17 protein-coding genes and 1 pseudogene are annotated in these 22,622 nt (G+C 42.9%); 8 read left to right on the top strand and 10 right to left on the bottom strand.

Going from position 1 to position 22,622, the window contains the following annotated elements; translation table 11 throughout:
- Positions 1-163: 163 nt before the first annotated feature.
- Positions 164-2,599, top strand: a complete 2,436-nt coding sequence (locus PY364_RS10250) for a heavy metal translocating P-type ATPase (protein WP_275522263.1) — start codon at positions 164-166, stop codon at positions 2,597-2,599.
- Positions 2,600-2,639: 40 nt separating this feature from the next.
- Here PY364_RS10250 and PY364_RS10245 read toward each other — a convergent pair whose 3' ends face one another.
- Positions 2,640-2,987, bottom strand: a complete 348-nt coding sequence (locus PY364_RS10245) for a hypothetical protein (RefSeq protein ID WP_275522262.1) — start codon at positions 2,985-2,987, stop codon at positions 2,640-2,642.
- Between the two features lie 100 nt (positions 2,988-3,087).
- On the opposite strand from PY364_RS10245, the gene tmk reads away from it, so the two are divergent.
- Both tmk and PY364_RS10235 read left to right on the top strand, forming a co-directional pair.
- On the top strand, positions 3,088-3,741 hold the full coding sequence (gene tmk / locus PY364_RS10240) for a dTMP kinase (protein WP_275522261.1): 654 nt from the start codon (positions 3,088-3,090) through the stop codon (positions 3,739-3,741).
- 275 nt (positions 3,742-4,016) lie between these two features.
- Positions 4,017-4,976, top strand: coding sequence for a DNA polymerase III subunit delta' (locus tag PY364_RS10235; RefSeq protein ID WP_275522260.1), 960 nt, complete (start codon positions 4,017-4,019; stop codon positions 4,974-4,976).
- A gap of 119 nt (positions 4,977-5,095) precedes the next feature.
- Here the strand turns inward: PY364_RS10235 and PY364_RS10230 are convergent, their stop codons facing one another.
- From PY364_RS10230 to PY364_RS10220, 3 genes are all read right to left on the bottom strand, one after another.
- Positions 5,096-5,584 carry a DUF4168 domain-containing protein gene (locus PY364_RS10230; RefSeq protein ID WP_275522259.1) on the bottom strand — a complete coding sequence of 163 codons (489 nt, stop codon included), beginning with the start codon at positions 5,582-5,584 and terminating at the stop codon, positions 5,096-5,098.
- A 476-nt stretch (positions 5,585-6,060) separates the two neighbouring features.
- Complete coding sequence (locus PY364_RS10225) at positions 6,061-7,050, bottom strand: pentapeptide repeat-containing protein (protein ID WP_275522258.1); 990 nt, start codon at positions 7,048-7,050, stop codon at positions 6,061-6,063.
- 1 nt (position 7,051) lies between these two features.
- Positions 7,052-7,996: a hypothetical protein gene (locus tag PY364_RS10220; protein ID WP_275522257.1), complete on the bottom strand. Its 945-nt coding sequence runs from the start codon at positions 7,994-7,996 to the stop codon at positions 7,052-7,054.
- Between the two features lie 88 nt (positions 7,997-8,084).
- Between PY364_RS10220 and PY364_RS10215 the strand changes: the two genes are divergently transcribed.
- The gene (locus PY364_RS10215) at positions 8,085-9,389 is read left to right on the top strand and encodes a hypothetical protein (protein ID WP_275522264.1); all 1,305 of its coding nucleotides are present in this window, start codon (positions 8,085-8,087) and stop codon (positions 9,387-9,389) included.
- A gap of 31 nt (positions 9,390-9,420) precedes the next feature.
- On the opposite strand, the gene PY364_RS10210 is transcribed toward PY364_RS10215, so the two are convergent.
- The 3 genes from PY364_RS10210 to PY364_RS10200 form a co-directional block, all read right to left on the bottom strand.
- Entirely contained in the window at positions 9,421-11,322 is a 1,902-nt protein-coding gene (locus PY364_RS10210) for an ATP-binding protein (protein ID WP_275522256.1), read from the bottom strand.
- A gap of 115 nt (positions 11,323-11,437) precedes the next feature.
- Complete coding sequence (locus tag PY364_RS10205; protein WP_275522255.1) at positions 11,438-11,707, bottom strand: hypothetical protein; 270 nt, start codon at positions 11,705-11,707, stop codon at positions 11,438-11,440.
- A gap of 57 nt (positions 11,708-11,764) precedes the next feature.
- On the bottom strand, positions 11,765-12,940 hold the full coding sequence (locus PY364_RS10200; protein WP_275522254.1) for a SpoIID/LytB domain-containing protein: 1,176 nt from the start codon (positions 12,938-12,940) through the stop codon (positions 11,765-11,767).
- A 124-nt stretch (positions 12,941-13,064) separates the two neighbouring features.
- Here PY364_RS10200 and PY364_RS10195 point away from each other — a divergent pair, with 124 nt between their 5' ends.
- The gene (locus PY364_RS10195) at positions 13,065-14,009 is read left to right on the top strand and encodes a ribonuclease Z (protein WP_275522253.1); all 945 of its coding nucleotides are present in this window, start codon (positions 13,065-13,067) and stop codon (positions 14,007-14,009) included.
- A 31-nt stretch (positions 14,010-14,040) separates the two neighbouring features.
- Here the strand turns inward: PY364_RS10195 and PY364_RS10190 are convergent, their stop codons facing one another.
- Both PY364_RS10190 and PY364_RS10185 read right to left on the bottom strand, forming a co-directional pair.
- Positions 14,041-14,574 (bottom strand): GNAT family N-acetyltransferase, encoded by a 534-nt coding sequence (locus PY364_RS10190; RefSeq protein WP_275522252.1) that lies wholly within the window; start codon positions 14,572-14,574, stop codon positions 14,041-14,043.
- Positions 14,575-14,579: 5 nt separating this feature from the next.
- Positions 14,580-14,786, bottom strand: coding sequence for a hypothetical protein (locus PY364_RS10185; RefSeq protein ID WP_275522251.1), 207 nt, complete (start codon positions 14,784-14,786; stop codon positions 14,580-14,582).
- Between the two features lie 393 nt (positions 14,787-15,179).
- On the opposite strand from PY364_RS10185, the gene PY364_RS10180 reads away from it, so the two are divergent.
- Positions 15,180-16,547: a calcium-binding protein gene (locus PY364_RS10180; protein WP_275522250.1), complete on the top strand. Its 1,368-nt coding sequence runs from the start codon at positions 15,180-15,182 to the stop codon at positions 16,545-16,547.
- A 155-nt stretch (positions 16,548-16,702) separates the two neighbouring features.
- On the opposite strand, the gene alaS is transcribed toward PY364_RS10180, so the two are convergent.
- Positions 16,703-19,342: an alanine--tRNA ligase gene (alaS, locus tag PY364_RS10175; RefSeq protein ID WP_275522249.1), complete on the bottom strand. Its 2,640-nt coding sequence runs from the start codon at positions 19,340-19,342 to the stop codon at positions 16,703-16,705.
- Between the two features lie 635 nt (positions 19,343-19,977).
- Between alaS and PY364_RS10170 the strand changes: the two genes are divergently transcribed.
- Together PY364_RS10170 and PY364_RS28830 are read left to right on the top strand one after the other, a co-directional pair.
- The gene (locus PY364_RS10170) at positions 19,978-22,443 is read left to right on the top strand and encodes a PAS domain-containing protein (RefSeq protein ID WP_275522248.1); all 2,466 of its coding nucleotides are present in this window, start codon (positions 19,978-19,980) and stop codon (positions 22,441-22,443) included.
- Positions 22,444-22,513: 70 nt separating this feature from the next.
- A pseudogene (locus tag PY364_RS28830) lies at positions 22,514-22,622 on the top strand (single-stranded DNA-binding protein); the annotation flags it as partial.

Here is a 22,622-nt window from a genome sequence, read left to right as displayed (position 1 = left end):
GGGACGGCGGCGTTACAAACTTTACAGCCTTGTTATCTTTGACCGCCGGGACGGCGGCGTTACAAACTTTACAGCCTTGTTATCTTTGACCGCCGGGACGGCGGCGTTACAAACTTTATATCCTTAGCAGTTCATAAATCTAAAAAAGCTTAGAGAAAATCTCATGCAAACTTCCCGAGAAATCATCGCAGATGCCACACCGCCAGAAATAATTACTCTTGATGTTGGAGGTATGAAATGTGCAGGTTGCGTAGCTGCTGTAGAAAGACAGTTAAAACAGCAACCGGGCGTAATTTCCGCCCGCGTTAACCTCGCAACTGAAGTGGCCGCAATTGAAGGCAAAGTGGGTGTAGTCGATGCAGTTGCCATTGCTAAAAAATTGACAGATACGGGATTTCCAACTCAGCCGCGCTATGCTGACAATCAGCAAGAACAATTCGCTGCTGTAGTTGAACGTCGCCGCCAAGAAATTAGACAGCAAATTTGGCAGTTGGCGATCGCACTTACCCTGATCCTACTATCCGGCTTAGGCCATCTAGTAGGAACAGAAACCCCATTTTTCAGCAATATCTGGTTCCATTGCGGCCTAGCTACGGCGGCCCTACTATTCCCCGGACGCGCTATCTTAATTGATGGGTGGCGTGGACTATGGCGAAATTCGCCCAACATGAACACTCTCGTAGGCTTAGGTGCTTTTACAGCCTACAGTGCAAGCATCGCCGCACTCTTATTTCCGCAGATGGGATGGGAATGTTTCTTTGACGAACCAGTAATGCTTTTAGGCTTTATTTTATTGGGAAAAACACTCGAACAACAAGCCAAAAGACGTGCAGCATCAGCCCTTCAAGCTTTAATTGCCCTACAACCGACAACGGCCAGTTTAGTTGCCAAACCTCAAGAAAGCAAGGATTCAGAGGAAAATTCCCAATTACCCCTTACCCTTCTAACTGTTGAAATTCCAGCCGATCGCGTGCGTGTAGGAGAATGGTTGCGGGTTTTACCGGGGGAAAAAATTCCCGTAGACGGCGAAGTTTGTAGGGGTACTACAACAGTAGATGAGTCGATGCTTACTGGTGAGTCTGTACCCGTTTTCAAGCAGACGGGAGATGCAGTTGCAGCGGGGACTTTGAATCAATCTGGGGCGATCGTGATGCGGGCAACTCGTACTGGTAAAGAGACAACTTTAGCCCAAATTGTGGATTTAGTAGAAACTGCCCAAACTCGCAAAGCGCCGATTCAATATTTAGCTGATACTGTAGCTGGCTATTTTTGCTATAGCGTGATGACGATCGCTACCCTAACTTTCCTATTTTGGTATTTCGCAGGGACTCATATCTGGCCCCAGGTACTTTTAGAACCTACGGCAATTAGTATGAACCATGCGGGGATGAATATGATTGAGGGCCCGCTGTCGCCAGCGTTATTAAGTTTAAAGTTGGCGATCGCAGTTTTAGCGATCGCTTGTCCTTGCGCTTTAGGACTAGCTACCCCTACTGCTATTTTAGTTGGTTCTGGCATCGGCGCAGAAAGAGGTTTATTGATTAAAGGTGGCGATGTTTTGGAACGGGTACACCAACTCGATACTATTATTTTTGACAAAACTGGAACTCTGACTACAGGTAGTCCGAAAGTAACTGATTGTATAGCGAAGGAAGAAGGAAGAAGGAAAAAGGAAGAAGGAAGAGGGAAGGAGGAAGGGGGGAAAAATGAAGAATTGCCGATTTCTGATGCTCAATGGTTGCTACAAATTGCGGCTACGGTAGAAAGTGGTACTTCTCATCCTTTGGCTGAGGCGATTTTGCAGGAAGCTAGACAGCAAGGTTTATCTCTGCTTTTGGCTGAGGATTTCTACACGCAACCGGGTTTAGGAGTTTCGGCTTTGGTAGAAGGCGATCGCGTATTGGCAGGTAATGCCGACTGGTTGAGGCAATATGGCGTGCTGACAGAGATACCTTTGCTCCCCTCTCTCGAAGGCAAAACTTTGGTTTATGTGGCTGTAGCAGGCGTTTTCGTGGGGGTAATTGCTGTTAGCGACACTCTCAGACCTGATGCTAAAACAACTATAGAGAAGTTGCGAAGTATGGGATTGAGGGTAATGCTGCTGACGGGCGATCGGCGAGATGTTGCTTTCGCGATCGCGCAACAATTAGATATCAAACCTGATGATATTCTCGCGGAAATCAGACCCCAAGGCAAGGCAGATGCGATCGCAACTTTACAAGCTCAAGGTCATCGAGTCGCAATGGTGGGAGACGGTATTAATGATGCCCCCGCTTTGGCTCAAGCAGATGTTGGTATTGGGATGCAAGCCGGTACAGACGCGGCGGTAGAAACTGCTCAAATTATCCTAATGCGAAATGTCTTAGGGGATGTTGTTGAGTCCATTCATCTCAGTCGCGCTACTTTCAACAAAATTCGCCAGAATTTGTTTTGGGCTTTTGCTTATAATACTTTAGGCATTCCAGTTGCCGCCGGCATTTTATTACCAAGTTTAGGATTTGCACTTAGTCCCGCCGCCGCCGGTGCTTTTATGGCTTTTAGTTCCGTAAGTGTGGTGACAAACTCTTTGCTACTACGCCAGAAAGTAATTAAAAATTAAAAAGGAAATCTTTAATTTTTAATTCTTAATTCTTAATTCTCTAAAGTCCCATACTTTCAAGGAGTTGCCAATGGCGGTTATTAATGATTAACTCACTCACTAGCTCAAACATTTGACGACAATGATTGTTAGATTTTAGCGGCAATTCCTCATTTTTTATTACTAAATCCATGCGGACTTCTGATTGAGAACTTGAGCTTTTTTCGATGAGAACTTCCGCTGTGACGAGTTTAGGAATAGAAACTTGACCAGGTAGTTCGCGTGCCATCAGATAGTCTCCACTATCGTAGATAATATCAAGGTCGCAAGAGATTAAAATCTCGATTACTAATTGCCGGAGGCGTTCAATTGGAACTGCAACGATAAAAAAACCAGTATAGCGAGCCATAGGAAACTCCAGGCGTGAGGCATCAAACCTTCCTATCATACCGAAGGAAGACAGACAACTACAGAGCAGTAACAATTTATTGGGGCATGAGGACAGGAAAATGAGGGGTAAATTAATTGTATTTGAGGGGGTTGAAGGGAGCGGAAAAACAACGCAAATCGAGCGATCGCGTCTTTGGTTGTTGTCAAAGGAGAACAATTGCAAAGTTCCACAAATTGTGGTGACTCGCGAACCAGGAGGTACGGATTTGGGGAAAGGGTTACGACGGTTGTTATTGGAGTCAGAGGGTGAGAATATCTGCGATCGCGCCGAATTGCTTTTATATGCGGCGGATCGGGCTCAGCACGTCGAGGCTGTGCTCAAACCTGAGTTAGCTAAGGGATCGATAGTGTTGTGCGATCGCTTTACTGATTCGACTGTAGCTTATCAAGGATACGGTCGTGGTCTCAGTTTGAGTTTAATTAATCAACTCAATGAGATTGCGACAGGTGGGTTACAAAGCGATTTAACTTTGTGGCTGGATCTTGATGTGGAGGTGGGTTTGGCTAGAGTGAAGCGTCGGGGAGTGAGCGATCGTATTGAACAAGCTGATTTAGAATTTCATCGGCGAGTACAGCAAGGGTTTGCAAAGTTAGCTACTGGAAATCGCGATCGCATTTTCCAGGTAGATGCTAATCGCAATGAGGAGGAAGTTGCAGAGAAAATTCAGCATATTTTAACTCGTAAGTTAAAAGATTGGGGATATAATTGTTAGTAGTTAGTTGTTGGTTGTTAGTTGTTAGTTGTTGGTGATTGTCATTGCGAGCGTAGCGAAGCAATCGCAATAGCTTGAGTTCAATTCTAGGGTTGATAAAAGTTAATTTGACATCGGAATTGTACTTAAATTGGCTAAGGATAACACAGAGTATATGTCTAGGGACTTACAGACTTTGCGATTGCTTCACTTCGTTCGCAATGACAACTAACTACTAACTACTAACTACTAACTACTAACTACTAACTACTAATTACTAACTACTAACTACTATTATGAATTATTTTTCACCAGTTATTAGCCAAAATCAAGCAGTAGAATTGCTAACCCAAGCAGTTGCTAAAAATAGAATCGCTCCTGGTTATTTATTTGCTGGTGCTCGCGGCGTAGGAAGGAGTTTAGCAGCTCAGTGTTTTATTGAGCTTTTATTCTCTGTAAAGTTGACAGAGGCAAAAGCAATCGCTACTCTTCAAAAACGCATACAAGAACGCAATCACCCAGATTTGCTATGGATAGAACCAACTTATCTACATCAAGGAAAAAGATTATCAGCAAAGGAAGCAGAATCCGCAGGATTGAAACGAAAAGCACCGCCGCAAATTCGCTTAGAACAAATTCGGGAAATTGGACAATTTCTCGGTCGCCCACCCCTAGAAGCATCACAATCTGTAGTAGTATTAGAACAAGCAGAAACAATGGCAGAAAGTGCGGCAAATGGATTACTTAAAACCTTAGAAGAACCAGGAAGAGCGACGCTAATTTTAATTGCACCTGGCTTTGAATCTTTATTGCCAACTCTCGTCTCACGGTGTCAAAGAATACCATTTTATCGGTTAGATAAAAATGCCATGCAGCAGGTATTACAGAAAACTGGAAATCAGGAGATTGTATCGCATCCAGAAGTAATGGCAATGGCTCAGGGAAGTCCCGGCGAAGCCATAGAAATTTGGCAGCAACTTAGCGATATTCCTGAAAATTTGCTGCGGAAGGTGCAGCGGCGACCTGATAATATTCGGGAAGCTTTGGAATTAGCAAGGGAAATTGATAAAACTTTGGATTCAGAAGCTCAATTATGGTTAGTAGATTATTTGCAACATTGTTATTGGCGGCAATTTTTGTCAGGTGAAATTAGAAAATCTCCAGTTCAAATTTTAGAAAAAGCGCGACAATATTTACTAGGTTATGTTCAGTCTCGATTAGTCTGGGAATGTACGTTGATGGGGATGATTAATTAGACATGAATCATATTTCTGTGGATTAAATATTGCATACCCTTATTAATCACAACGGCAAAGGTAGAACAAAAAATGGGGGATAGGCATAATTAGAATAATGCCCTGTTCCCGATGGTCTACTAATTATTGTTTTGTTGTTGCAGGCGTAGCAACTCAGCTTGAATTCTTTGTTTCAGAGCAGGATCGGCTTGCTGGCTCAGGGTGATTGCATTAAACCGAGGAACTGTTAAACCATTAGTTTCTATAATTTTTCTGGCGAAATCGCAGTAATTCACCGCTACTCCCCGAACATCGCCCCGGAGTCTGTTAATACTTCTGGTTTCGTTGCAAACAACTGGGGGAACTGAACCCACCATACCCTTAATTTCTTTTACAGCTTCCAGCCGTCTAGGTTCAATTGCCAAGACAGCACGGGCATAGTTAGCGATCTCCTCATTGGATATCTCTTGAGCTTGGGCGGCCGAACCGAAAACTAGGGTTGGGGATTGTCCATACAAACCGGGAACTACTCCTGTCAGCAAACCCGCTGCGGAAATGGCTCCTACGATCAGAGATTGTGATAGCATCCGGCTTAGGCGAAGTTGAGGGTTGTTAAGTAAAGTGTTCATGGCGGTTATTTAGGTGCAGGTAAAATAGAGCGGATCGCTGATAGGCTCTGTAGTTTTGAATAATTTTGGGGGGAGGAAGTTCCTGAAAAGGAGACAATTCTTACAGTTTACCTTTCTTCAATAGGGACTAGGGGCTAGGGGCTAGGGGTTAGGGAAAGAAGGGAATAGAATAAGGGAGTTTCAGTAATTTAGAATGTCCTAACCAGCTTGGCAGTTGCTATACTACCATTTTTGTCAAAAGCGAGCCAAGCGAAGCAATTCCAAACCCTTAATATCATGTCCGGCAAATTACTTACGATCTGTCATTGCGAGCGAAGCGAAGCAATCGCAGAGACTAGGCGATTGCTTCGGGCTTGCTTCGTACCTCAGATTGCTTCGCTTGGCTCGCAATGACAAGTATTTAAAATGACAAGTATTTAACCGGACATGATATAATTTAAGGTCGAGAGTGGGTCTCCTATAGAGAACGAACCCTCCTAAAACTGTCTCTGGCCATTTGTCAGAGTGGCTCCCTTAAGATCCGTACCGCTTAAGCTTGTACCTGCTAAAGCAGCAAAACTCAGATCTGCATTTGTGAGTATCGCTCCATTGAGATTAGCACTCCGCAGGTCAGCTCCACGCAAGTCTGCACCCGACAAATTTGCCCCGGTTAAATCTGCACCGATTAAGCTGGCTTGAGACAGGATTGCTCCTTGTAATTGCGTAGGATAAACTTCGCAGATATTAATGCAACTGGGTTTGTCCAAGTCAATTAAATTCAGCCGAGCACCAATCAGATTGGCTCTGGTGAGGTTAGCTTCTGTCAAATAAGCGCCACCCAGATCGGCCTCGCTTAAGTCTGCACCGCTGAGATTGGCTCTCTGTAGGTGGCTTCTGACCAAATAAGCTCCTTGAAGATTGGTTCCTCTCAAATCAGCTTGCTGGAGATTTGCATATAAAAGGTTTGCCCCGCTGAGGTTGGTAGTAGTTAGATTGGTTTTATAAAGATTTGCTCCCCGTAAGTCAGCACCCTGTAAGTTGGCATAACGCAAGTCGGCATTTTGCAAGTTGGCGTGGTTGGGTTTGCGGCGATCGAAGTTATGAGCTTCTAAGCGGCCGGGAGCGGCGTAGGCCAAGCGTGCATTTTGGAGGTTCGCACCGTAAAAGTTTGCACCTGCTAGGTCTGCGGCGCTGAGATCGGCTTTGACTAAGGAAGCTCCCTCTAGGATAGCTCCCCGAAGGTCAGCGCCTAGTAGGTCGGCATTTTCTAGGTAAGCTCTTCTAAGATTGGCACCCCGGAGGTCTGCACCTATGAGGTTGGTACGGCTGAGGTCAATTCCTGCTAAGGATATCCCTCGGAGGTCACATCCGGGACATTCTCTGGTGTCGATTAACCTTCTGTAGTGGTTGGGGTCTGCGGCTTTTGCTTGTGTTGTTAGCAATAGAGATGCTAAGACTGCGATCGCGGCTAAAGTTTTGTATTTCATCTCAATTTTGGTTATTTCTAAACCGGGCTAACAATTCGTCACGGGAGGTTTGAAGCAGCAGTTGGGTAAACTCTTCTGGCGATAACTCAAGCATGGGCTCAATTACAGCCGAAAGTTCCTCATCTAAGGAGCCAAATCTGACTCTGAGGAGATTCTCTATAGTAGCGCGGCGTTCAGCCCGGATTCCTTGCTGCATTCCTTGCTGCATTCCTTGCTGCATTCCTTGCTGCATTCCTTCCCGTAAGGTATCTTCGCGCCATTGCAGATAAGCTGGTGATAATTGCATGATTAACTCCTGCTCCTGTTGAGTTAAATTCTCCTTGCTTTCTAAGTTGATACGCCAGACATATAGCAGTTCTAGAACGTTGCTGCGTAAGGGGTTTCCTTGAGGCAGTGAGATCAGTTCGTTGATTGCTTGCTCTTGAGTTGCGCCTCTTCCTAGAATTCTCAGCCATAGAGTTTCGGGTGTTAGCGGCAGTTGGTTAATGGCCACGATCCCGGTTTTGAAGGCTTCGGCTGTCAAGTACACGCCTTGAGGCCAATTGTTGGGATCTATTTTAGCTCCAAAACTGTCCACCAAGGCGGCGGAAGCGGAGGTAGTCAAAATCCACAAGTGCGGAAGTTCTGTTTCCGGTAGGGCATCGTCTTCCCGTCGCGATCGCCTCTGCAATTGAGCTTGCAGGGAAAATAGCTTGAGGATGCAGTTGCGTATTTCTGTTTTGCTGGGTTGATTGCGGAAAGGTTCGAGCAGGCAAGGATTTAAGGTAAGTTGACCTAGTAATCCTAACCTTTGGCGATCGGCAGCGCGATCGGGGGCGGGGGCAAACCAGAGATCGATTTGACGGACTTCTCCGGGTACTTCGCGACTGATCTCTACGGTTCCGAATGGTGTGAGGAGCTCTTCTAAATATTGTTTGGCAAATTGGTCGTGAGGCTGTCGTGTCATTTCGGTTGGTTCTACCTCGGCTGCCCTGATTATTTCAACTAATAATTTTATAATGAAATTATCCCGAAACTTTTATAGAGAGAAACGCATGGCTCCGAATCCCAACATTATGCAAGCCGTCGAGCAACTGGGCTACCGCGTTACCGTTGGCGACGTAGCGGCCAAAGCTGGATTAGATGTCAATTTCGCTCGAAGAGAACTATTAGCCCTTGCCTCGGATGCTGGCGGCAATTTACAAGTTGCAGAATCAGGGGAAATTGCTTACTCTTTCCCCCAAAATTTTCGCGATATTTTACGCAACAAATTTTTCCGGTTACAGGTACAGGAATGGTGGCAAAAAGTTTGGCGGATTTTATTTTATTTAATTCGCATTTCTTTTGGTTTATTATTGATCGCTTCCCTGATTCTAATTTTTGTTTCTATTACGCTCCTCCTCAGCGCCCTCAACTCCAGTGATAACAATAATTCTGGTGACAGAGAAGGCGGCGGATTTGGAGCTATGCCTTATTTTTGGTCTAATGATTGGTTGTGGTTCTTTTACTGGAATTCAGACCCTTATTATCGCCGGACACGCCAAGCTGCGGGAGAAGAAAACCAGATGAATTTTCTGGAATCTGTTTTCTCTTTTATCTTTGGAGACGGCAATCCTAATTATAACTTAGATGAACATCGCTGGCAGGCGATCGCAACTGTGATTCGCAACAACCAAGGGGCAATTGCTGCTGAACAAATTGCACCTTATCTTGACCAATTTGGTAAAGGATATGCTGTAGAATATGAAGAATATATGTTGCCTGCTTTGGCTCGATTTGACGGTCGCCCAGAGGTCAGTCCCGAAGGGGAAATAGTCTATCACTTCCCAGAATTACAAACTACAGCAGCTCAGAATCATCCTCAACCAGTGGCATCATATTTGCGAGAATTACTCTGGCGATTCAGTGAAGCTAGTTCTGGTCAAATTCTGCTGGCATCAGGGTTAGGAATAGCGAATTTAGGCGGTGCATTAATTTTAGGCCAGCTATTAGCTAGTAGCCCTATAGTTGCTAAGCTAGGTGGATTGATTATCTTTGTCCAAGCTATTTACCCAATTCTGCTAGTCTATGGCGCGGCTTTTTTAACAATACCTTTAATTCGCTACTTCTGGATTAAATGGCGAAATAGCCAAATAGAAGCTCGAAATCAAGAGCGGCAACAACGGGCGGCTATTTTGAATAAACCCAATTCTACTTTAAAGCAGAAGCTTAATTATGCCCGTCAGTTTGCCGCCGAAAATGTGATTTCTGGTCAGAATTTGGCTTACACAACTGAGACTAATTTGATCGAACAGGAGTCAGAACAATCAGCGAAATTAGATGCAGAATGGCAGCGGCGATTAAATCAATCAGATAGTTAACGGTTAACAGTTAACGGTTAACAGTTAACCGTTAACTATTAGACGGTTTAATTGGCAGCGTTATCCAAAACTCCGTTCCCTCTCCCAGTTCCGAAAAAACCTCGATATTACCCTTATGCTTTTCAATCGCTTGATAACAAACAGTTAGTCCTAAACCTGTTCCTTTGCCTACATCTTTCGTTGTAAAAAAAGGGTCAAATATTTTATCTTTTAACTCTGGCGATATCCCCTTACCGTTATCTTTAATTCGTATTCTCACCAGCTCGCTATCTATTATTTCCGTATAAATCCAGATGGTAGGTTGCGGAGTCGCATAGCTTGAGTCTTGACTATTACATTTTCGTTCTTCAATCGCCGCGATCGCATTTTCGATTATATTCATAAACACCTGATTCAGGAGCGCAGGATAACACTTTACTAAAGGCAAATCTCCATATTCTTTAATCACTGTAATCCTTGGCTCCAACCGCTGATTGACAATTACCAAGGTACTGTCAATTCCTTCGTGAATATTGGCAAATTTTAGCTGCGATTCATCCAACCTAGAAAAGTTACGCAAAGACAGAACAATTTGTCGAATTCTGTCAGCGCCATTTTTCATCGAATGTATAAGTTTAGAAAAATCTTCCGCTAGAAAATCCAGGTCAATTGCCTCAGTTTTAGCTTGAATAGCACCGCTAGGATTAGGGTACTGATTTTGGTACAATTCCACTAATCGTAGTAACTCCTGAGCGTAGTTACTAGCGTGTTCTAGATTGCTGTAAATAAAACTGACCGGATTATTAATTTCGTGAGCAATACCTGCTACCATTTGACCTAAACTAGACATTTTTTCAGCTTGAATTAGCTGGGCTTGAGTCTGCTGAAGATTATGTAATACCTCTGCGAGTTGATTATAAGCTGACTGCAATTCCTGATTTTTCTCTGTAAGTTCTTCAGTCCTTTCTTCGACGCGCTTTTCCAAGTTTTGATTGGAGATTTCTAGTGCTTCTATATGCTCTTTTACCGATTGAATTAGACTATTGAAAGAAATCGTTAATCCTCCTACTTCATCTTCAGTAGTAACAGCAGCTTGGAGACTAAAATTAGATTCCTTAGTTGCTTCTTCAGCGATTTGAGTCAATGCTTCTATAGGTTTAGAAATCATCCGACTGATATATAATGCAAAAATAGTGGCGCAAATTACCGAAAGTAACAAACTGGCAGCGCTTATTTGCTTAAGAATTTCCCGCGCTTGCTCCATACCAATTTCTGCTCGATCCTGTCCTTCCTCGGCAAGCTTAACAAGTTTAGTTAAATCTTCTGAAAGTTGGTTAAACTGTATCGCCGACTGGCTTTTGGTAAATTTCCAAAGTAACTGCTGTGAGGCTGTAACTTTTTCTGGTGACAAGCGTTTCGGATCAATTCCTTGTAGCAGTCGATCTAGTTGTTGACTATAGGCTGTTTGAGTTGCATCATAAGTCTGCAAAAATTGATTCAAATCTACCAGTCCTGTGTCGTCTTTGTTGAAATTCTGCTCTACGAAAATTTTTAAATGCGAAAAAAGATGATTAATTTGTGTTTTGTGATTGAAGTATTCCTTCTTTTCCTCGTTAAATAATTCTGGATATGCCATCAGAATTACTAGCTTTTGTTGATGGGATTGAGTTTCGACTACAGCAATTTTCAGTTCGCTTAAAAGCTGTGTCTCGTCTTGTTCAATGTTGAGTTTATCCCAGGCTTTTCTGGTAGAGAAGTTTCCAACTAGCTGTCCAGTAGTCGTTCCCAAAACAGCAATACTAAGCACCACTATATAACCCAGACTAATTTTCCATCGAATCGGAGCCCTACCGATCGATCGCTGCAACCAATTGGGTACAAGTTTCAAATCCCTTGATGTTTTTCTGTGGGATTGCTTTTGGAGTAAAGCTTTTTGATGGTTTTCTGACCGCATGGGAATAATGTTTTAGAAGAATTGATGGTGATTCCTGACTCCTGTAAATTTAGAGAGTTGGGTTTTGGTTCGTTCGCACCTCAACCTACATTCTTACAGTTAACTGTTAGCAATTTTAGGAATCTTTCGCTTTACTAGAAGGTTTTGCCCTGCTAGTTTTCTTCACAACTTTAGGCCGCTTAAAAATCAAATAATTATGGTCATATTTTGGATCGTGGTGTAGATCGACGAGTTCCCAACCCTCGTCTCCCAATTGATTTACAAATAGATGTAGCGAACCTTCTTTCCAATCTCGCAACTCTTGACCATTGACATACAAGTTAATCAACCTATCCCCAAACGGATAAGGACTTGCTTCCAGAAATAGATACTCCCACTTTTGCATGGTATCCTTAATTAGTTAACGGTTAACCATTAACAGTTAACAGTTAACCGTTAACTGTTACTTCACTTCAATTCTAGCTAGAGTAGCACCTTGGTAATAGTGCAACAAAATTTGCTGGTAATTATATCCCTTTTGCGCCATATTGTGCGCCCCCCATTGACTCATTCCCACTGCATGACCGAAACCTTTACCCTTAACTTGAAAAGCAGTTGGGGGCTGTTCTGATTTGGTCGTGGCTGCTACACTGCCATACTGGGGAGTGACTGTAAAACGGGTACTTCTTAATCCCAATGTTTCCCGTAAAGTTGCGCCGCTGACTACTTTTGACCCCTTATCCCCTACTACTTTCATAGTAATAATGCTGCCAAAAGCAGTGGTTCGCTGGGGCATGATGGAGACAATATTACCAACTCCAGAAATCTTGGCACTCAATTCAGAGCGAGAAAAAGTTTGCGTCCACTCGTAAACGGGTGCTCCTTGGTCAAAGTCGGGAACTCCCCGCAGGTAAGGCAATGGTTGCGTCCAAACGTCTTCGACGTTCTCGGTGTGGCCGCCAGAGGAGGAGTGGAATACAGCTAAAATAATTTGGCCGCCGTAGGTCAAAACTTGACCAGCAGTGGCATCAACTGCGGCATAAGTGCCGGAAGATTCAGTTTCTAAACCTTTATAAACCTGGGATGCTTGGGTGTCTTCTAAATCGTAAATGTCAGTTTGGCTTTCTGAGCGCTTATTGAGGGCGTAGGAACGCGCGGCAACGGCTTGGGCTTTCAAGGCCTCTTGAGGCCAATTGCCGCTCATTTCCGCACCGAGGACGCTGTAGAGATACTGTTCGAGATCGACGTAGTTAACGGCAGTCAAGCCTCCCTTTTGAGGAATCAGTAGCGTGCGTCCGCGATACCAGCGATCGCCAATCCAAACATACCCGTTCCCCGTCGGTTCGATCCACATTTGACCCGCCGCCCATCGAGATAGCGCGACTTTCCCAGACTTAGGTTGGGCCGCAAACCCGTTCATAGCAGGTAATTCTCCCAAGGTTTGACCGCTAGCATCACGGACTAGAGCTTTGGTGGAACTGCCAATTTTCACCTGACTCGCCGCCTCGGAAACGGCGACGCGCAAGATTAGCGATGCTTGTGCTGGGGCGATCGTTGCCAGCCACAACAGCAGCGCTACCCACCAGTGGCGTTTTCCTACTGCTAAAACGAAGGGAGTCAAGAAGAGTCCTGATTTCATGTCAAAAGGAAGAAGCACGAAGGAACAATTAGGAAGGAAGTTAGTAGAATTGAGGCAAGGGTACTAACTGCACTCTGGATATATTTAACATATTTTGTGTAATTTGATTGAGGTAATTTAAGTTTTGCAGATTACTTTTCTTGGAACTAGCTCTGGCGTACCGACGCGATCGCGCAATGTTTCTAGTATCGCTCTCCGCCTGCCCCAGCGGGCGGAACTTTGGCTATTTGACTGTGGCGAAGGAACTCAGCACCAGTTTCTCCGTTCGGATCTCAAGGTTAGCCAACTCAGTCGAATTTTTATCACTCATCTACACGGCGACCATATTTTCGGCTTAATGGGTTTATTGGCAAGCTGTGGTTTAGCGGGTAATGTTAAACGAATTGACCTTTATGGCCCGTCAGGATTAGAGGAATATTTACAAGCTTGCGTTCGCTATTCTCAAACTCATTTTTCTTACCCGATGAAGGTTCACAAAAATCATCCAGGGGTGATTTTTGAAGATCCAGAATATATTGTTAGTTGCGGCTATTTGAAGCACCGCGTTACTGCTTTTGGCTACCGAGTTACGGAAAAAGATCGGCAGGGACATTTTGATGTAGAAAAGGCGAAAGCTTTAGAAATTCCCTTCGGGCCGCTGTACGGTAAGTTAAAAGACGGAAAGACTATTACTTTGCCAGATGGAAGAAAATTTAACGGCGCTGATTTCTGCGGCCCGGCGCAAAAAGGGCGGACTTTTGTATATTGTACTGATACTGTTTATTGCGAGGAAGCCGTAGAATTGGCACGGGATGCTGATGTTTTAGTTCACGAAGCCACTTTTTCCCATCAAGATGCACAAATGGCTTTTGATAGGTTGCATTCGACTTCGACGATGGCGGCTCAAGTTGCTTTAGGTGCAGGCGTTAAACAGTTAATTATGACGCATTTTAGTCCCCGTTATGCTCCGGGTAATTCGATTATTTTGGATGATTTGTTGAAGGAAGCACGGGCGATTTTTCCGAATACGAAAATGGCTTATGATTTTTTCAGTTATGAGATTCCGCGCCATCAAGATGCTAATGGGTAATTGGTAATTGCTAATGGCTAATGGCTAATGGCTAATCTAGTGATTTTAGCATTGACAAAGAGTGGGTTTGATAACCGAGTTTTTGATAAAGATTAAGGGCAGGTTTATTAGCAAGAAAGACTTGTAAACCAATTTGCCGATCGCCTCTTTCTCTAGCCCAATTCTCAGCTTGCTTAACTAAAGCCGAACCTATGCCCCGTTGTCGGTGTTCTGGATCTACATATAGCAGAAAAATATGAGAGTAGCGATCGCCACTCACCTGATCGATCGCATTTCCTAACCACAGACAGCCTATTTTGGGAGACTGGGAGACTGGGTTCGATTTAACTTCCTCCGCTCCCCCGCTCCCCTGCTCAAGAGCTCCCCCGCTCAAGAGCTCCCATTCCACCCACCACAGAGGAGTTTTGTTAGAAAAATACTGTTCAACTGTTAAAGCTAAATGACCTAATTCTCGATCGGGGTAAAGTTCATGGTAAGTTTTGTGCATAAACTTTACCAATTTTGCACGATCTAGTCCCGAACCGATACGCAATTGATAACCAGATATTAACTCAACAGATACCATAGGGATTAATTCGCGATCGCACTCAATTCGCCACTTCTCACTACATTTAATGTCGGTGTTTGAGCGTGCTGATTTTGAGGACTGACTTCTTCAATAGGAGCCGGTGCGGCCATATCATCTGGCAAAAAAATCCGAGCACTAACTGCGGCGAGAGCTACAAAAAATATGATAACTGCGACTAACGGAGCGACGTACTGACGAAGGAAAGCCATATATACAGAATTTGTAGGTTTTTACTCGCGATCGTGAAGATCGTGTTTTGAAGATAATAATAGATTATTTGGTATTTTGCAAACAATCTTAACAGTCTAGTATATCAATCTTTTTAAGATTATGAGCAAAGTGTAAGCCTGTCAAGTTGGTTTTCCAGGTATTTCACCATTCCCATAAACTTCTTCAGAACACCCTCATTAAGTAAGACTCAGAAGCAAAACCAGACTCAACACTATAAATAACTTGGCGATCGGTAGTGCAGATTTCCTTACTTTGGTGTAAACTAAGAAATAACAACTAATAACTACTTGATTTCTTATGTTGTTGCGCTTCAGCGCTCTTAGCCATGAAACGCAACAGCATAGTTTTTCTTAAGCACTGAGCCCAAAAACATGAGTGCGGAACCATCCCTTTACGAAGCTCTGGCCAAAATCATAGCGTATCAGGATGATAAACCTGAGTTTGAAGAACAAGTTAAAAGTTTTCTAGAAACTAACCGCTATTATATAGATCAAATATTCGACGATTTAGAAACTGGTCTTCATGCGATCGGACTTGCTTCAACTGACCCCGATACATCCCCAGTTTTGATATTTCGCGGCACAGACTTTATGGAAGACGATGCCGCATTTTCCGATCCTCGCGGAGTTGGCTACCTACAAATTGATAATAATAGAGAAGCTTTAAGAGGGTGGTTGACACAAATAGCTGAAGATACTTTTAAAAATCCTAAAGGCTTACGGGCTGACGTTATAGGTCACGCAATGGGAGGTGCTTTAGCTCAAATTGCTGCGGCTGAATTTACCTCCGCGATCGGTAATAATATATTTACCTTCAACTCTCCTGGTGTATCAACCTTGACAGCAAATAATTTTAGGAGCAATTTAAGAGGTACTAATAAAACAGTCAACCACTACATTGTTAGCGGAGATATTGTTAGTCTTTTTGGGCAATCATACCTGACAGGTAGAGTTTTTATCCAAAATTTTAACGACCCCAATATTAGACCATTAATTGTTCTGAATAAAAATAAAACCGAGAACCTTTTAACCAATCCACCTGCGGGTTTTTCCCAGAGGCAAGTTTCTACCGACCAATTAATTATTCCTAGTTTCACCTACACCAATGACTCAGATTTTACAGAATTTCAAAATGCCCTTTCTTTTATCCAGCCAGACTTATCAGAGGCACTAAAAACCAGAGAAAATGCAGAGAGATTGAGAACAACTGGTGATTTTTCATTTTCGGGATTATTACAACAGATTCAAGTCGCCCTCGCTCCGTCTCAAGCTAATTATTTAGTTGGGGACAATCTGAACAATTCTGCCAGTGCAGGTGGTGGCGACGATACTTTGATTGGTAGCGGCGGGAATGACACCCTTATAGGCAATCAAGGTAATGATACAATCAGCGGTGGAAATGGCAGCGATTTTATTTATGGTGGCAGAGGAATTGATACTATCAATGGTGGTGAAGGAGCTGATTTTATTAGTGGCGATGCAGGCAATGATATCATCATTGGTGGCGGCGGACAAGATAGGTTTGTGTTAGCGCCATTTGCCGGAATTGATACTATCGTTGATTTTAAAGATAGTGAAGATATAATTGTTTTAAGTGGGGGTTTAACCTTCTCACAACTCAAAATCATTCCTGGAAATAATGGGCCATTAATTACTGTTGCCAAGACTGGCGAAGTGCTTGCAGTTGTTGAGGGAATTGCTACAAGTACCCTGAGTACCAGAGATTTCATCATTATCTAATCTTTTTGTAACATCAATTTAATATGAAGTTCAACTTTATTAGAATTAAATGCCTAAAAGCTTATTTATTAGCTTTTTTCGGATCGCAAAATTCTTCGATCCCATTTATGTTTATATTTTATATTTTTCTGGTGGGCAATGCCCACCAGAAAAGGCTACTTCAAACCTTCAACTAATAAATTGCGAGCGCTTTCTAAAGCTTCTTTCAGCTTACTTGCATCCCGCCCTCCAGCTTGAGCCAAATTAGGTCGCCCGCCGCCGCCGCCGACGCAAATTTTAGCAATTTGCCCGATAAACTTGCCAGCTTGCAAACCTTTTTTATTGACATCAGCACTAAAAGCTGCTACTAAACTCACCTTATCTGGTTCGGGAACAGAGGCCAAAACTACAGCAGCATTACCTAATTTTTGCTGCAATCTTTCAGCGGCAGTTTTTAGTGCTTCTGTATCGACATTTCCTAATTCAGCAATAATGATTTTGAACTCGCCAATTGACTCAGCACTGCTCAATAATTGGTCAGATTTAGCAATCGCCAGTTCAGCTTTTAACGCCTCCAATTCTTTCTGATTGGCTTTCAATTCATTCTGTAAATTTGCGATGCGGTTCGGCAATTCTTCAGGTTTAGCTTTAAAGCGATCGCCTAAATCCCTAACAACCTTATCTCGCACGTTCAGATAGTCTAAAACAGCTTGTCCTGATACCGCCTCAATGCGGCGAATACCAGAGGATATACCCGTTTCCGATACTATCTTAAACAACCCAATTTCTGCCGTATTGCTAACGTGAGTTCCCCCGCATAATTCCATCGAAACACCAGGAAAATCAATCACCCGCACTACATCACCGTACTTTTCCCCAAACATGGCAACTGCACCTTTTTTCTTAGCTTCTGCAATCGGCATTTGAGCAATTTCAGCCAGGTGAGCTTCAGCAATCCAACTATTAATCTGGTCTTCAATTCTTTGCAACTCTTCTGAAGTTATAGCACGGGGACAATTGAAGTCAAAACGCAGGCGATCGAAATCTACTAGGGAACCTGCTTGAGAAATAGAACTATCAACAATTTGCTTCAAAGCTGCTTGCAACAAGTGAGTTGCACTATGGTTAGCTTGAACGCGGCGGCGGCGGCTATTATCAACTTTTTCAGTCACACTATCACCAACCCTCAGCGTACCACGTTCGATGCGACCAAAATGTACAAAGAAATCTGATTCTTTCTTAACATCTTCAATTTTTACCAAAATTGAATCGCCAGATAAATAACCGCGATCGCCAATTTGTCCGCCTGATTCCGCATAAAAAGGTGTTTGGTTCAAAATAACTTGTATTTCGCTTCCTTCGCTAGCTTCCTCAACAGATTTTCCATTCACTAAGATAACTTCAACTTGAGCATTACTAGATAATTGGTTATAACCAACAAACTCAGTTGCGTGAATATTTTCAGCTAACTTATCTAGAGAACCTTGTACAGTTAGATCGATAGTTTCGTGAGCTTCTTTACCGCGATTTTTTTGCTCCTCCATTGCCCGATTGAAGCCTTCAACATCAACATTAAGACTCTGTTCTTCTGCAATCTCCTGAGTTAATTCTAAGGGGAAGCCGTAAGTATCGTAAAGAGTAAAAGCATCTTGCCCGTCAATTTGATTTTTACCTTGCTGCTGCAACCGATCGATGATTTCTTCTAGGAGTTTTTCGCCACGTTCCAAAGTTCTGAGGAAGTTAGTTTCTTCTCTTTCTAATTCAGTCTGAATCGCTGCCGATCGCTGTCTAACATTTGGATAGGCATCTTCGCAAAGTGCGATCGCAGTTTCTGCAACTTTGGTGATAAATCCACCTTCAATTCCAATTAACCGACCGTGACGTACTGCACGCCGAATTAAGCGCCGCAACACATAACCACGACCAATATTAGAAGCCCGGATTTCGTCAGCAATCATATTAACTACTGCGCGAATATGGTCGCCAATTACTTTCAGAGAAATTTTCGTTTTTTCGTCAGCTTGAGTGTAGTCAATTCCTGCTATTTCAGCAGCAGTTTTGACAATTGGAAAAATTAGGTCGGTTTCGTAATTGTTGGGTACTTTTTGGAGCACTTGCGCCATCCGTTCCAGTCCCATTCCGGTGTCAATATTTTGATTTTGCAGAGGAGTTAGATTGCCTGTGGCATCTCTGTTATACTGCATGAATACCAGGTTGTAGATTTCGATAAATCTGGTATCATCTTCGAGGTCAATATTGTCACCTTTTTCTGGGTGAAAATCATAGTAAATTTCCGAACAAGGGCCGCAGGGGCCCGTTGGGCCAGATACCCAGAAATTGTCATCTTCTCCCATACGCTGAATGCGTTGAGGAGGAATACCTATTTCTTTTGCCCAGAGGTCAAATGCTTCGTCATCTTCCCGAAATACGCTGATAACTAAATTTTCTGGAGGTAAACCGAAGACTTCGGTGCATAATTCCCAGGCCCAAGCGATCGCTTGTTTCTTGAAATAGTCTCCAAAACTAAAATTTCCTAACATCTCGAAAAAAGTATGATGTCTGGCCGTGCGACCGACGTTTTCGATATCGTTAGTACGGATACACTTTTGGGATGTTGTTGCGCGGGGAGACTGTGGCGATCGCTGTCCCAAAAAAATTGGCTTAAATGGCAACATTCCCGCGATCGTTAGCAATACAGTTGGATCTTCGGGCACTAGAGACGCACTCGGCAAGATTTTATGTCCCCGCTGGGCATAAAAGTCAAGGAATTTTTGCCGAATTTCGCTACCAGACAGAAATTGAGGAGAGGAAGGCATGACAGAAAGGATAAACTATGTAAAGATGTAACATTAGTAGAACTTACATCTATTTTGACATTTATATTGTTAGAATGAGTTATGTAAAGAACTGTTAATTTTCATCAATTCGACTTGCATATTCCAGAAAGTAATGCTAACTTAACATATAGACACCGGGACAACGAGGCACAAAGGAGGCAAAAATAGCTCAACGGTATTTTAGGCGAGGTGTCTCCGGTCTAGATGCCAGTAACAGCCGAAATTAACCAAGCATAGACAGTAGTGGCAACGCTCGCTTAAATAGAAGAGTAAAGCCAAACCAGAGTCTAGGAAGACGTTACTATGCTGGAAACCTAAAAGTAAAGCTGTGGGAATTGTAAACCCTAGTTGTTGAGTGTTGACACTCGCAAAATTATCTCACTTGTTAAAAAATTTAAACTTCGCCACTGGCGAATTTGCGATATCCATCGCATCCTACGGGTCTTGTCAATAGCGACAGGGCCCTAAAATTTAGGAATAAAAAATTAAGAATTGCTAATGGCTAATGGCTAATGGCTAATGGCTAATTGCTAATTGAGGAAAAATTATCCCAATCTCCCCTTCTTCCTTCTTCCCTAGCCCCTAGCCCCTAGCCCCTAGCCCCTTCCTTAAATATGTGTGAAATTTCCGGTGAAAAAAGTGAGCTTTTGCACAGCGATACCGTAGAATTACAACAGGCGGAATCGGCATTAAAACAGGCTTGCGATAAATTAGAAGATCAGCTTGAAAAAACGATTGCAGAACTCGCAAAATATCAGGAAGCAGCAGCAAAGGAAATCAGCAATAGCTTAGCCTCATTTAAGAACCAACGTCAGCGAGTAGAATCACTATTAAAATATGCTGATTCGCAATTAGAAATTCATCTAGAAAATCTACCCCTAGCCGTTTTAGAATGGGATCGCCAAAGTTTAAAGCGCTGGTCATCTCAAGCAGAAACAATCTTTGGGTGGACAGCAGAAGAAATCATTGGTCAAGACTGGCATCAATTGCGGTTTATCTTTGACGAAGATTTTGAAGTCGTCAACAATTTATGCGATCGTTTACTTCAAGGTCGCGAACAACATAACATTAACTATAACCGTAACTATACCAAAGATGGCTCCGTAATTTACTGCGAATGGTACAACTCTGTTTTGTTTGATGAAGATGGAAAAGTAACCTCTATTCTCTCCTTCGCCAGAGATATAACCGACCGCAAGCAAATAGAAGAAAAACTGCACCAGCACAAGCAAGAATTCACTACACTGCTTGAAAATTCCCCTGACATTACAGCGCGATTTGACAAACAATTGCGCCACGTTTACGTCAACCAAGCAGTTGAATTGACATCTGGAATGCCAGCTTCTGCCTTCATTGGTAAAACCAACCGAGAACTCGGTATGCCAGACAACATTTGTAATTTGTGGGATGAAACTTTGCAAAAAGTTTTCCTCACAGGTCAACAACAAACTATTCAATTCCAGTTCTCTACTCCCAAAGGTAAAAGATATTATGACTGCCGAGCAGTGCCGGAATTGGCTAAAGACAATTCTGTAGAATCAGTTTTAGCAATTGTCCGCGATATTACTGCACTTAAGCAAGTAGAAGAACAACTGCGGCAGAGCGAAGCACGCTTTCAATTGGCCCTTAAAAATTCCCCCATTGTAGTTTTTAATCAAGACTTAGAACTCCGTTACACTTGGATTTATAATCCAGCTTTAGGAGTTTGTCCAGATTCGATTATAGGCAAGAAAGATAGCGATTTGATTAGTCATGTAGATGCTGAAGATTTAACAAAAATTAAGCGCAGAGTGCTTGAAACTGGTGTTGGAACGCGAGAAGAAGTTCAGATGATAGTCGCAGATAAAACTTATTTTTATGACCTAACTGTAGAACCTCTGCGCGACTCGAATGGTCTCGTAGTTGGTATTACTTGCACTACTACGGATATTAGCGATCGCAAACGACAAGAAGCAGAACTTAAAGAACTTAACGAAACTTTAGAAGCTCAAGTTGCCCAGCGTACCGTTGAATTAGAAACTTTCCTTAACGCTTTACCCGACTACATTTTTGTCGTCGAGCGCGAAAATATGCAGCTACTTTTTGTTAATAACACCATTGCTAAGGCTAGCGGTTTTGAAAATCGACATCAGATGCAGGGAAAAACTATTTTTGAGTGCTTTCCGCCAGAAATATCATCACAATTTGCTCGGCAAAATCGGCAAGTGTTTGAATCTAGAGAGACGCTGCATTTGCAGGAAACTATTACTTTACCTATCGGCACTATCCACTTCGATACTTTTAAAATTCCGCTGAAGAAGCCTAATGGTGAAGTTTACGGTTTAATCGGTACTTCTCGCGATATTACTGAATTAATTGAGACAAAACAAGCTTTATCAAAACGTACTCAGGAATTAGAAATTGCCAATAAGGAATTAGAATCGTTTTCTTACTCAGTTTCTCACGATCTTCGCGCTCCTTTACGTCATATTTCAGGTTTTGAAGCTGCTTTGAGAAGACAGCTAGAACTGACTGGTGCTCTCAGCGATCATAAGACAGTTCGCTATTTGGACTTAATTCACAATAGCAGCTATAAAATGGGGCTTTTGATTGACGGAATGCTGACTCTATCGCGCTTGGGAAGGCGAGAGTTAAGGAAAATTCCTGTTAATCTCAGGCTGTTGGCTGAAAATGCTTTTAATTTGGCTTTATTCCAAATAGCTACGGATGAAGATCGGGTGATAGAATTTGAAGTTAAAGAGATGCCGAGAGCGATCGCAGATGAAACTTTATTACAACAGGTATTTGCCAACCTCATCGCTAATGCTATCAAATTCAGCCGCGATCGCAATCCTGCTATAATTACTGTTAGTTCTCTATCAGACGGAACTATTTTTGTCAAGGATAATGGTGTCGGATTTGATATGAAATATGCAAGTCAACTGTTTGGAACGTTCCAGCGACTCCACTCTCAAGAAGGCTTTGAAGGGACAGGCATTGGTTTAGCGATCGCTCAGCGAATAATTCACCGTCACGGTGGCACGATTTGGGCTCAAAGTACACCCGATCGAGGAGCAACTTTTTACTTTAAACTGTTATAGCTAGGGAAGAAGGGGCTAGGGGCTAGGGGCTAGGGGCTAGGGAAAGAGGGGGAACAATTACCAATTACCAATTACCAATTACCAATTACCAATTACCAATTACCAATTACCAATTACCAATTACCAATTACCAATTACCAATTACCAATTACCAATTACCAATTACCAATTACCAATTA

It is taken from the genome of Kamptonema sp. UHCC 0994, assembly GCF_029167235.1.
In the GTDB taxonomy this organism is placed as follows: domain Bacteria; phylum Cyanobacteriota; class Cyanobacteriia; order Cyanobacteriales; family Microcoleaceae; genus Kamptonema.
This window is presented reverse-complemented; position numbering and strand designations above follow the sequence as displayed.